This window comes from Janthinobacterium sp. ROICE36, from assembly GCF_002869965.1.
Lineage (GTDB): Bacteria > Pseudomonadota > Gammaproteobacteria > Burkholderiales > Burkholderiaceae_D > Janthinobacterium.
On sequence record NZ_PEBS01000103.1, the window covers coordinates 1 to 13,267 of the forward strand.

At 62.0% G+C, this 13,267-nt stretch carries 6 protein-coding genes; 1 reads left to right on the forward strand and 5 read right to left on the reverse strand.

Translation table 11 applies throughout. The annotated features are described in order from the left end of the window. The first annotated feature begins 8 nt into the window (after positions 1–8). Complete coding sequence (locus tag CSZ94_RS25235) at positions 9–146, forward strand: carbohydrate porin (protein WP_258001197.1); 138 nt, start codon at positions 9–11, stop codon at positions 144–146. A 143-nt stretch (positions 147–289) separates the two neighbouring features. On the opposite strand, the gene CSZ94_RS25240 is transcribed toward CSZ94_RS25235, so the two are convergent. The 5 genes from CSZ94_RS25240 to CSZ94_RS25260 form a co-directional block, all read right to left on the reverse strand. Next, entirely contained in the window at positions 290–2,242 is a 1,953-nt protein-coding gene (locus CSZ94_RS25240) for a chitinase C-terminal domain-containing protein (RefSeq protein WP_258001194.1), read from the reverse strand. Further along, complete coding sequence (locus CSZ94_RS29360; RefSeq protein ID WP_219726052.1) at positions 2,239–2,583, reverse strand: carbohydrate-binding protein; 345 nt, start codon at positions 2,581–2,583, stop codon at positions 2,239–2,241. The genes CSZ94_RS25240 and CSZ94_RS29360 overlap by 4 nt, the downstream gene beginning before the upstream one ends. Before the next feature lie 111 nt (positions 2,584–2,694). Next, on the reverse strand, positions 2,695–4,158 hold the full coding sequence (locus CSZ94_RS25250; RefSeq protein ID WP_258001195.1) for a glycoside hydrolase family 19 protein: 1,464 nt from the start codon (positions 4,156–4,158) through the stop codon (positions 2,695–2,697). A 289-nt stretch (positions 4,159–4,447) separates the two neighbouring features. Further along, the gene (locus tag CSZ94_RS25255) at positions 4,448–5,290 is read right to left on the reverse strand and encodes a sulfotransferase family protein (RefSeq protein ID WP_102124039.1); all 843 of its coding nucleotides are present in this window, start codon (positions 5,288–5,290) and stop codon (positions 4,448–4,450) included. A 154-nt stretch (positions 5,291–5,444) separates the two neighbouring features. After that, positions 5,445–13,244 carry a YDG domain-containing protein gene (locus tag CSZ94_RS25260; RefSeq protein ID WP_258001196.1) on the reverse strand — a complete coding sequence of 2,600 codons (7,800 nt, stop codon included), beginning with the start codon at positions 13,242–13,244 and terminating at the stop codon, positions 5,445–5,447. Positions 13,245–13,267: the final 23 nt, after the last annotated feature.

The following is a 13,267-nucleotide window of genomic DNA, read 5'->3' on the forward strand; positions in this document are numbered from 1 at the left end:
GTCCTGAACTGCGCGCCTTTGTTACCTACGGCAAATGGAACGATGCGGCCACCGCCTCGGTCAATGCGTCGAACAACGGCGGCCCGATCTACAACAACAATACCAGCGGCACGTCGTACGGCTTCCAGGTCGAAACCTGGTTCTAAACACCGAACCAAACCTGCTGCGCTTCTCGGCCACAAATCACTGCCGCTCGCGACGGTTTTGTCCGGTGTTTTATTACACAAGAAATCTGAATGAAAAAGGGCGGAACCTCGGTTCCGCCCTTTTACTTTACGGCATCACCAACTTACGGCAATGCCACCGGCAATTCCGGGTACTCTTGCGTCAGCGCATACTTGGTGCCGCCCACGGTGACCGTGTAGTTGGCCGGTCCCGAGATGGGCAAGCGGTAATTCAATGTCAGCGCCACGGAACCGCCCGGCGCCAGCGATTGCCAGGCAGGAATCGCAAAGCGGGCCCGGTTGTAGTTCTTCGTGAAGCCGCCGATATTGTTCGGCCCCGTGTAGCCGGCATTGATCACCGTCAAGCCGAAGCCCGACTGGTCGCTCATGTCCGATGGTGCAGACACGGGATAATCGAACTCCACCACGGTGCCGCCCGGCAAGGTCGACGTGGTGTTGTTCTTCACCGTCATCACCGGGTTGATGGGGAAGTTGTTATCGCCCAGCTTCCAGCCGCCCAAGGTAATGCTGACGTTGGCCGCCGTGCCCGGCATGGCGATTTCGGCCCGCTTGTTGCCATACACGCCAGCCGTGCGGAAGGCCTGGTACAGCACGTCCGTCAAGGTGGTGCCCATGAAGTACTCGCCCTTGCCGCCATTACGCGTGGCATCCCAGGCATAGTCGCCCGCCATTTCCCAGATCATCACGCCGCCGATATTGTTGTTGACGATGTACTGCGCCTTGGCTGCGATCGACTGCGTGGTTTCCGTAGAAATGAATACTTTCTTGCTCGCATTCCACAACCATGGCGCCACCATGGTGCTGCTGTAGTACGGCACATACGTGCCCACCAGCGCCTTGTCCGTGACTTTGTACGCATCGAGGTAGCTGGGCACGATACCGTTCTGCAAGTTCAGCGCATGCCAGATGGGGTTGCCACCGCCCGGCGTCGGCTTGCCCTGCGAATCGAGGTCAAACCACACGTTATCGATGCCGGTGGCGCCCGTGCCGCACGTCTTGGTGCCGGCGCAGGTGACGGTGGAGCTGATCAGTGGCGTCGTGCCCCACAGGCCGTTCGTGCCGCCCGTCACATCCTTCCAGCCCCGCGTATAGAACGGCACGCCGATATTGATGCGGCCCGCCTGCATGGCGCCCCGGTAGTAGCGATAGGCCCAGTCCGTATTCAGGTAGCCGATGTTCTGGTACTGGTAGGCGTTGCCGGCGCGCAACTCGCCATCGTTGCCATCGTCAAACAGTGCCGCATTCGGTCCCACATACTGATTCCACGCACCATGCAAGTCGTAGGTCATCAGGCTGGCGTAATCCAGATATTTCAATCCCGACATGTTTTCCTCGCCGCGCAAGACCCAGCCCGAGGCGGAACCGGCGATGGTCAGCAAATAGTATTTATTGTCCTGCACGGCCGCTTCGTCGAGCTTCTGGCGCAACACTTTCAGCAGCACGTTGTAGCTCGTCATCAGGCCCGCCAGGCGCGGCTTCGAGACGGCGAAGTCGTTCGGATTGCCCGCTTCATTGTTGGTCGTCGGGTGTTCGTAATCGACATCGACGCCATCGAAGAAGTTGTACTGGCGCACGAACGCCACCATGGAATCGGCCAGGGTATTGATGCCGGCCGTGTTTACGCTGCCGTCCGCATTCGTCATGGCCGTGTAGAAGCCGCCGCTGCCGGCCCAGCCGCCCACGGAAATCATCAGCTTCACGCCCGGATACTTCTTCTTGTATTGCGCCAGCAAGTTGAAGTGGCCCTTGTACGGCAGGGACGGGTCCATGGCCGCCGCCGGCACGTTCGGCCAGGTCAGGCCCGTATCGGGATTGGCCGCGCCGCTGCCGATGGCGATTTTCGAGGTGGCCGGGTCGACGGAAGCAAACGCATAGTTCAGGTGGGTGATCTTGTCCCACGGCAGGTTGTTCACCAAATACGTGGGACTGCCATCGACACCCGTGCGCCAACTGGCGAAATAGCCGACGATGCGCCGATTCAAGCCATTGCCCAGCACTTCGCGGCCATTCGCGTCGTACACCTTGCAATACGGCACATTCGGCACGGCCGAGATCAAGCCATCCGGACGACAGGCCGTGGGCGTGGGCGTCGGGGTTGGTGTCGGTGTCGGTGTCGTGTCGGTGTCGGTGTCGGGGTTGGCGTATCGATCACCGCCCAGGGGCCCCACTGGTCGGCGGCGCTGGGGACATTGCCCTGCGTCCACCACTTGGCCTTGTAGCTGACGCCCTGGTAAAGCACGCACTGGCCGCCCGTGTAGACGGTGGCGGCATCCCAGACGGCGCACGCCTCGACGGCGGCGAGCAGGGTGTTTGGCGTGGCGGTCGTGCCTTCCTGGCCGCCGCCGCAAGCGACGAGCACGCCGCTGAGCAGGGCCATCAATAATGCATTCGATTTCATGTTGTATTGGTCTCCGTTATGGTTTTACAAGTCGTACGTTGTGAGCTGTTGCAGGCCCCTCAAGGGGCTCTTGTCAACTGTGATCCCTGGCCGGCTTTTCTGCGCTTGCTGTTACTGCAACTTCACATTCCAGTTGGCTTCCACGCATTTCACGTAGTTCCCGGCCAGCAAGGCGCTGTACGGGGTCTGATAACTGACCACCTGGCATTGGTTCTCGCCACCCGCGCTCCAGTTCTTTTCCCAATAGATGTTGTAGGAAGCGGAACTGGCCGGGGTGAAGCGTTGCATGTTGGCGCACGACAATTGTTCGCCGGCATAATCCCAGCCCATGTCGCCGGCAAACTGCTTGTAGTAATCGATGCGGTTTTGCGCGGCCTGCTTTTCCGTGCCCTGCCCGCATTCGGCGTTGATGATCATGATGGTGGTGGCGAAATTGTTGCCCGCGCCGGCCGTCGTATCAGCCGCATTCGGCACCCACGTACCATCGAGCACATGCAGCATCGACGGTTTTGGCGGTTGCGGATAAACAAAGAAGAACGTGGCCGAGGCCAGGTTCAGCCAGGTCGAGGCCACCAGATCCGGATTTTTCAGCAGGACGGATTGATCGCCGTCATGCATGGCTTGCGAAAACGGACCGTAGTTGTAGTTGTAGGACAGCTGCTTGGCGCCGCGGCCGAAATACTTCTTGAAGCTGCCGTCGGCATTCTTGCCGCAGGTCCACACCTTGTTGAAGACTGGATCGGCACACTCGATGTTGTAGCCGCAGCCGGCGCCCGTCTCGTCGCAACCCAGCTCGCGCAAATACTTCAAGCCCTGGCGCCATTGCGGCAAGGGGCTGCTGGCGTTGTGGTCGCCCGTTTCCTGCCCGAAGTGGGCAAACATGGTGGCCAGGCTGTGGCGGCAGATGGCATCCGCATTGCGCCCATCGCTGTAGTCGTCACACACGGCGGGGAACTTGGCCACGGCTTGCAGGAAGCGCTGGTAGGTATAGCTGGCGTCGCGCGCGGCAAAATAGTAGTCCCACTTCGCCGCCGGCAGCAAACGCTCGACGCGCCTGACGTTGAGCGGATTGCCGACCAGGCCAGGCTGCACGGCCTCGACGGCCGTATTGCCCAGGGTGCGGATCGAGGCCTTGACCTTGCGGAAGAAATCATTGTTCGTCAGCGCCGCCTCGTTGGCCTCGGCCTGGGCCTTGGTGGGGATACCTGGCGTGGGCGTGGGCGTGGGTGTGGGTGTGGGTGTGGGTGTCGGAGTCGGAGTCGGAGTCGGAGTCGGCGTTGGTGTCGGGGTGGGCGTGGCCGTATCGAGACTCCACGGCCCCCACTGGTCGTTGCTCGGCGCCGTGCCCTGCACCCACCATTTGGCGCGGTAGACCTTGCCGTCGTAGACGGCGCACTGCCCTGCCGTGTAGACGGCAGCGGCGCTCCAGGCTGCGCAACTGTCGCTGGCGGCGGTCGCGGCCAGCAGGGTCAATGGGGGTTCGGTGGTGGAATTGCCGCCGCAAGCGAGCAGCGCGCTGCCTAGCAGGCCAGCCATGAATGGCGTAGCCAGCCGGCTTGATTGCCGTGTCTTCACATTGTCTCCTGAACGTTATACGAAAACTATCGAAGTAGCTTTTTATGTTGTACGTAAAGAAAGCACAGCGCAGCATCGGCTTTCTGCACAAAGAATGCGACGCCGAAAATTGGTAGTCAAGTGGTTTTAGACAGCGGGGTTTTTTACAATACCAGTGCCGTCGGGCGGTATGGCTACGGTGAAGCAAGCGAAGAGTAAGGGGAGGAAAAAATCCCAGTTTGCAGCAACTGCCGGCAATACCGCGCCGGCAGCGCCGCGGCAAGTGGTATTAGCACTGCCGCAGGTGTTTTCAGGCCGAGGGCGTTGCCGCGTGTTGGTGTTGCGGATAATACAGTGCATAAAACCAGCCATACGCGCTTTCGATCTGCGCCTGGATGCGCGGCGGTATCGCATGCGGCCTGGGCGCGCTGATCGTCGCCTGCTGGCGGTGCGTATACTTCATGCGGTAATGGCTGTCGCTTTCCTGGATACCCACGGCAAGATCGTGCGGGTCGATCTGGAACGGCGCCAGGCCCAGCCACGCGTACAGGTGCGACATGCATTCCACCGGCCGCGCCATCAAGTCTTCGAAGCGCACGAAATACAGCTTTTGCTGCACTTCGACAGGCAGGTCCAGCACGGCGTGCAGGGAACTCAGGGGCGCGCCTATGGTGCGATCCTTGGCAAACAGCATGTCGGCACGGCCCAGACGGTCGAAATCAGCCAGGTGATCGACAAAATCGAGCAGGATGGTGCGCTGGTGCTGCGCTTCGATGGAGCCGTAGACCTGGCCCAGTTCGCGCACACAGACGATGATTTTCGCTTCCGGCGCCAGCTGCAGCAACATCTCCACGCAATGCAGCCAGGCACGGTTCTTGTCCACCACGCCCTGCTTGCCGCAATCCTGATACCAGCCGCGAAGGAAGCCCTGCATGGCCGTCTTCAGGTGGCCATAGCTGGCGTCGAAACTCGTATCGAGCTGCGACAGGAAAAAAGCATCGTCGCTGACCATGCGACGCATGCCCAGCAAGGCGTTGCACAGGGGGGAGCTATTGCCTTCGCAATGCAGGTCGGGATGCTGCGCCAGCAACTGGCACAGCAAGGTGGAACCCGCGCGTGGCAAGCCGGCTATGCCGATGAAATGGGATGTCATGCGATGGTACTTTCTGTTCAGCGCTGCTCTTCTGACGGAAAACAAGGATGGTGCAGCCATTATAAGAGTGTTGCGACGACGCGACGGCATAAAAAATGCCGCTTCGAAACACGAAGCGGCACTCCGACGTCACCATACGGTGACGTAGCGGGCTTTACTGGCTGTCCTGGCGCCTGTTGCCGCCAGCTTCGGTCGGCAGGCGCAGGCCGCTATCGACCACGCTCAGGCGCAGGCCTGGCAGGACATTGCTGACGACGTTGCCGGCCAGCTGCACCACCGGCGCGCTGCCTGCGTTACCCTTCTCTCCCTCGCCCGGGGCCTCCTGCGTGGCGGCGGGCTTGCCTGGTGCCGTCTCGCCACTGACGATCATGTCGGCCTGCACCATATTGCCCTGCGATGGCGCCACGGCAACGGCCGCGATCACGCTGGCGACTGCGCTTTGCAGCGCTTCCGTCGGCTTGATCTTCAACACGCCTTCCACATAGTTCAAGGCGTAGTTGTTCGACGCCTGACCCGATGCCGATACCAGATAATTGCCGGCCACGGATGCCGTCGTCGCCGGCGTGCTGAACGTCAGGTTGCCGCTCACTTCGGCGGCCACCGTGTCGCCACCGAGCAGGCCGCTGTAGCCGGCGCTGAAGTCGGGGTTGGTGCGTCCTTGGTCTTTTTCAGCGTTATCGACTTTGACCGTCAGCGCTGCCGGCGAGATCGTGGCCGTGGTACTGGCGCTAGTGTTGACCACGTAATTGCCCGCATCCGTGCCACTCAGGCTTATGCCTGCCACCGTCACCGTCTTGCCCACGCCCGCATTCTTGTCGCTGAAACTGGCGCCATTGCTGGCAATACTCAGCTGGTCATTACCGATGCGGTTGTCGCGCAAGGAGACGGCGGCATTCGTGGTGGCGTCATACACCTTGTTGACGCCGCTGGCGCTGACCGTCAGGGCGGCTGGCGTAATCGTGGCCGTGGTACTGGCCTGACTGCTGGCCAGTGCATAGTTGCCCGCATCGGCACCGGCCAGGCTCAAACCACTGATGGCCACGCTCTTGCCCAGCGCCGCATTCTTGTCGCTGAACGTGCCAAGAACGGGTCCGCTGCCCAGGCTCAGGACGTCGCCGGCCATCATGCCATTGAAACTGGCGCCCGCCAGGTTCAGCCTGGCCGCCGTGCCACCGTCATACACCTTGTTCGCTGCCACGATACCGGCAATGGCACTGATGGACGCCGGCGTGATGCTGGCCGTCAAACCGGTCGGGTTGACCACCGTATAGTTGCTGGCCGAGCCAGTGCCGTCCAGCAAGGTCGTGCCGCTGACTGTCACGACTTTGGCATTAGCCGCGTTCTTGTCACTGAAGGCCGCCGTCTGGCCGCCGATGGCCAGCGTTTCATTCCCCACCAAACCGACCAGGCTGCCGCCAGACAATTGCGCTACCGCATTGCCATCGTAGACCTTATTGCCTGCGACCTGACCCGCCACCGTCAGCGCTTTCGGCGTGATGCTGGCCGTCAAACCGGTCGGGTTGACCACCGTGTAGTTGCTGGCCGCACCCGACCCGTCGAGCAAGGTGGTACCGCTGACCGTCACGGTTTTCGCGCTGGCCGCGTTCTTGTCGCTGAAGACGGCTGTCTGGCCGGCGATGGCCAGCGTTTCGCCGCCCACCAGGCCGACCAGGCTGCCACCAAGCAGCTGCGCCACCGCATTGCCGTCATACACCTTGTTGCCCGCCACCTGGCCCGCTACCGTCAGCGCTTGCGGCGTGATGCTGGCCGTCAAACCGGTCGGGTTGACCACCGTATAGTTGCTGGCCGAACCAGTGCCGTCCAGCAAGGTCGTGCCGCCGACTGTCACGACTTTGGCATTAGCCGCGTTCTTGTCGCTGAAGGCCGCCGTCTGGCCGCCGATGGCCAGGGTTTCATTCTCCACCAAACCGACCAGGCTGCCGCCACTGATTTGCGCCACCACATTGCCGTCATACACCTTGTTGCCCGCCACCTGGCCCGCCACCGTCAGCGCTTTCGGCGTGATATCCGCCGTGCCACTGGAGGCATTGCTGGCCAAAACGTAGTTGCCGGCGTCCAAGCCGCTCAAGGTGATACCGCTGACCGTCACAACCTTGCCCGTGGCCACATTCTGGTCGCTGAATACGCCGTTGCCGGCCAGCGTCAGGTTATCGTTGCCAATCTTGCCATTGAAGGTGGCCGCGCCGTTCAGCGTGGCCGTGGTCACGCCATCGTAGATCTTGTTGTTCACGCCCACGTTCGTCACGCTGCTGATGCTTGCCTTGCTGATATCGGCCGTCAGGGTGCCCGGATTGCTGACCGTATAGTTGCTGGCCAGCCCAGTGCCATCGGCCAGCGTGGCGCCGCTCACGGTCACGCTCTTGCCCGCGCCCACGTTCTTGTCGGCGAACACGCCGCTCAAACTGGACAGGCCCAGGGTTTCCCCGCCTACCAGGCCGCTCAATGTACCGCCCGACAAGACCGCATCGAGCGTGCCGTCATACCCGCGATTGCTCGCGCTCACGCCGCTGACGGTCAACGCCTTTTGTGCAATATTGGCCGTCACGCCAGTGGCGTTGCTGACCGAATAATTGCTGGCCAGCCCAGTGCCATCGACCAGGGTCGCGCCGCTCACGGTCACGCTCTTGCCCATGCCCGCGTTCTGGTCGCTGAAACTGCCCACCTGCCCCGTCAATCCCAGCGTTTCACCGCCCACCAGGCCATTGAGCGTACCGCCGGACAGGCTGGCCTTGGTGTTGCCGTCGTAGGTCTTGTCGCTTGCCAGCACGCCGCTCACCGTCAAGGCTTTCTGCGTGATGCCGGCCTTCACGGTGGTCGGATTGCTGACCGTGTAATTGCTGGCCAGCCCCGTGCCGTCGGCCAGGCTGCTGCCGCTGACGACGATGGTTTTGTTGCTGCCTGCGTTTTTGTCGCTGAACACGCCCGTTGCGCCGGACAGTAGCAGTGTTTCACCGCTGACCAGACCCGACAGGCTTCCACCGGACAAGGTCGCGTCGAGCAGGCCGTCATAGACTTTGTTGCCGGCCGTCATACCCGTCACCGTCAGCGCCTTGGGCGTAATATTTGCGCTCAGTCCGGTTGGGTTGCTGATCGTATAGTTGCTGGCGAGGCCGCCATTGCCGCCATTGACCAGGGTCGAGCCGCTGGCGATGACGGTTTTGCCGGCGCCGGCATTCTTGTCGGAAAAACTTGCTGAAAGTCCCGTCACGCCCAGCGTTTCCGAACCGACCAGGCCGCTGATCGAACCGCCCGACAAGCTCGCCTTGGTGTTGCCATCGTAGACTTTATTGACCGCCGACATGCCGGTGATCGTCAGCGCCTTCGGCGTGATATCGCCGCTGCCGCTGCCGGTGCTGAGCGTCAGATTGTAATTGCCAGCATCCGTGCCGGCCAGGGCGATGCCGCTCACGGCCACCGTCTTGCCGCTGCCGACGTTCTTGTCGGCAAACGTGGCCGTCGTCGCGCTGAGCGACAGGCTGTCGCCGCTGAACATGCCATTGAACGTGGCGCCGCCCGCATTGATGGTGGCCTTGGTGTTCGCGTCATACACCTTGCTGTTTGCCGTGATGTTCGTCACGCTGCTGATGCTTGCTTTGCTGATATCGGCCGTCAGGGTGCCCGGATTGCTGACCGTATAGTTACTGGCCAGCCCAGTGCCATCGATCAGGGTCGCGCCGCTCAAGCTCACGCTCTTGCCCGTGCCCACGTTCTTGTCGGCGAACACGCCGCTCAAACTGGACAGGCCCAGGGTTTCCCCGCCTACCAGGCCGCTCAATGTTCCGCCCGACAGGGCCGCATTGAGCGTGCCGTCATACATGCGGTTGCTGGTGGTGACACCCGTGATGGTCAGGGCCTTGGCCGTGATATCAGCCAGCGTGCTACCCGTCGTGCCGGCAAGGATATAGTTGCCCGCATCGGCGCCACCCAGGAATAGACCGCTGATGCTGACTGTTTTCCCGGTGCCGGCATTCTTGTTGTCGAAAGTGCCTGTACCGCTCAACGTCAGCGCATCACTGCCGATCTTGCCAGCTAATACAGCCGCGCTGGTGTCGAGCGCAGCGCCAGTCAAGCCGTCGTAGACCTTGCTGCCGGCCAGGATGCCGCTGATGCTGCTAATCGTCGCCGGCGTGATGTTGCCACTCACGCCAGTCAGCGGCGCCAAGATATAGTTGTCGGCAGCGCTGCCGCCGAGGGTGGCAGTCGCATTCACGGCGATGCCATTGCCGACATTCTTGCTGGCATAAGTGCCCAGCAAAGAGAGCAGGTTGACATTGCCAAGATCACCGGCCAACAGGCCCGCCAACGTGCCGCCGCTGATGATGGCGGTGGTGTTGCCGTCATATACCTTGTTGCCGGCGCCGGCGCCGTTCAGGCTGAGCTGGCGCTGCGTGATCAGCAGTCCGCCATCGATATAGCTGATCGCATAGCCGGACTGCCCGCCCGACGAGTACAAGCCGCTGGCCGACACGCCATACGTGCCGGCATTGACGGCGCCGACGGTGCTGCCCGTGTACGCGGGCGTGCCCAGCAAGCTGGCGCCTGCCACCGTGTTCGAATACGTGACGCTATTGCTGCCGCCAGCGTAGGCCACGCCGTCATACACCTTGCTGTCGTAAGAAGCGCGCACGACGATTTGCTGCATGAACGAACGCAGGAAATGCGCACTCTGGCCATCGTAGGCGACCCACATCTGGCCCAGATCCCAGCCTGCGCCCGTGTAGTTCGACAGCGTCTTGAGCCCGCTCGTAGTCAGGTTGGTGCCACCGGCACTCGTTGCCTTGCCGCTGGCCGTGGTATCCCAGTAACTACCCGTGACGCTGCCCGCGCCTGTGCCGACCAGGCCGCCACCGGCGCCGCTCACGCTGCCATTCGCATAGCTGGTGGCGACGGTGCCGCTGTTGCTGCCCACCAAGCCGCCCGCGCCACTGCTGCCGGTCACCGCGCCGCTGGCATAGCTATCCTTGAGCGTGCCTGTACTCGTGCCCACCAGGCCGCCGACATTGGTGACGCCCGTGACAGCGCTGGTGGCAAAGCTGCCGCTGACACTGCCGCCATTCGTGCCCACCAGGGCGCCCGTACTGTCGCCACCGCTGATCGTGCCGCCAGACAAGCCCACATTGGCGATCACGCCGCCGCTACCGACGACGCCAAACAGGCCAACACCCGCCACGCCCGACTTGACAATATTCAGGTTGAAAACAATATGCCCCGTGCCGTCGAGGCTACCCGTGAAGGCCGACCCTGCCGTGCCGACCGGGATGAAGCCCGTACTGCCCCACACGTCGTTACCGTTCGCGGCCGTGCTGGCTGCGCTGAAGCTGCTGCCCAGCGTGTAGCTGGCGGCCTTGCTCATCGCCATCAATTGCAACTGGTGCGTGGAATGGATGGTATTCGACCATTCCGACGCCAGCATGGGGCGCGTGCCGGCGCTCGCGCCATTGATGGAACCGTCGCCGCTGACGATCACCCAGTTATTGCCCGCCGCACCGGCAGTGGTGGTGAAATTGAAGCCCGCAAAATTACTACCTTGCAACATCTGCGCCGCGCTCAAGCCCTGGGCAATGGTGCTTGCACCATTGCTCACCACACCAACGGCAGTTAGCCCCGGATTCTGGGAACTGTCGAAGTAAGCATTAACGATGGAACCACCATTGTGATCGCCAACAATAGCGCCGTTATTCATGCCTGTCGTCGTGAGCTTGCCTGAGTAATATACATTGGTGATGGCACCACTAGGATTGGAGCCCACCACGCCGCCCACGGTCGAGTTGCCCGTCACATTGCCGGTGGCATAGCTATTGCTTATCACGCCAGATGATACACCCAACAGGCCGCCGATGTTATTGCCGGTGCCCGTTACATTGCCGGTGGCATAGCTGTTATCGACCGTGCCGCCCGATTCTATCCTGCCCAGCAGGCCGCCCAGACCGGATACACCCATGACATTGCCCGTCGCATAGCTGTTCGTGACCGTGCCTCCGGCCGTGTTAATGGCCGCCAGGCCGCCGCCATAGCTGCCGCCCGTGCCACCGACACTGACGGCGCCCGTGGCATAGCTGTCGCTAATCGTGCCGCGGTTGTAGACGGCCAGGCCGCCAGCGAAATAATTGGTAGATGTGGCAGCCACGGCGCTGGAACTGCTCTTGATCAAGCCGCCCGCCGCATTCACTCCCACCAGGCCGCCTGCCGCGCCAAAACCACCGGCAACGACTGTGCCTGCCGCGCGGCTGTTGCTGATCGTGCCCCCATTGGTACCCACCAGCGCGCCCATGTTGATATAGCCAGAACCATGCACGGCGCCGCTGCTGCTCACATTGTTGATCGTGCCCGCATTGTAGCCAGCCAGCGCGCCGATGTCGGTATAAGCGGCGCCATACATCGCTTGCGAACCCGTGATGTTGACATTACTCAAGCTCAAGTTGCGCACCATGCCAGCGGAGCCAATATTGCCGAACATGGCTGCCGGCGTATCGGCGCGGTTGATGGTCAAGCCATACAGTTCATGGCCCAGGCCGTCAAACTTGCCAGTGAATGGCGTGCCGGCGCTGCCGATCGGTACAAATCCCTGGCCGCTGTCCCAGCTGCCCGTGACACTGGCGTCGACATTGCTGCCCAGGACATAGTTGCCGGACAAATTGCCTTGCATGCCCTGCACATCGCTGCCAGTACTGCTGTTGAAGGCGCCCAGGCTGTTAATGACCTGATACGTGGTCACGCCGCCATTGCTGCCCAGCTTGGTGCTGAAGTTATTACCCGATGGCAGATCGACTTCCGCCTTGACGTTGTAGGTGGCCAGGTTGCTGGCGGCGACGGCACTCTGGCCATATTCCAGCGCCAGGCTGGCCGTGCCCGAACCCCGCATGGCCTTGTTGATATTGATATTGTTTTGTGCCGTCAGGGTCAGCTTGTTAGCCGACCAATTGACGTTATCGTTGACGTTGATGTTGCCTTGCGTACCGCCAGCACCCGATACGCTCTGGATCTGCACATTGCCCGATTTCAATGAGTTGCTCAGGAAGGTGCCCGTCATGTCGCCGCCGGAGACGGCGATATTGAAGTCCGTGGGATCGATCAGCCAGGTGCCTGACATTCCCTTGGCCGACGCCGTGGTCACTTTCAGCGAAGCGTCGATCTTCACATGCGCGGCCGAGGTATCAACAAAACCGCCGTTACCACCGCCAGGCGCGCTGGCGTCCAGCGTGCCGCCCGCGTTGACCGTGCCGGTCTGCATGTCGCCCAGCAATTTGATCGTGCCGCCGCGCGTGTCTATCGTCTGCGCCTCGATCACGCCCGTGTTGTTGACGACGGTTTTCAGCAAGTCGCCCGCCGCCTGCGCCGTCAAGACCACGCTGCCGCCATCGGCCTTGATCATCCCGCCGTTCTTCACCAGCGCGCCCACGGCGCCCTGGTCCACCGCCACGTTCAGCAAGCCATCGCCCGCCACGTCCAGGGTGATGGCGCGGCCCGCCGCCAGGGCCACCGAGCCCAGGCGTGCCTGGATCGTGCCCTCGTTCGACACGTTGGCGCCCAGCAAGGCCACATAGCCGCCCGGCGCGTTGATCGAGCCTTGGTTCAAGACCTTGCCCGTGCCATTGCCGGAAAATTGGTACTTGCCCGACATGAAGTCGCTATTGGAAATGTCCAGGGTCGAGGCCACCAGGCCCGCCGTGTTGACCGACGCGCCCTGGCCGAACAGCACGCCGTTCGGGTTGACGATAAACACCTTGCCGTTGGCCGACAAGTTGCCCAGGATGGTCGTGCCGTCGCTGCCCAGCACGCGGTTCAAGGCCACCGCATTGCGGTTCGGCTGCACGAATTGCACCGACTCGCCCTTGTTGATATTGAAGTTGGCCCAGTTGATGACGGCGTTCTGACTGCCCTGATTGATCACCGTGGCGCCCGGCGCGCCATTGATCGTTGCCTGCCCCGCCACCACCGTGCCGCCCGCCGGCCCCG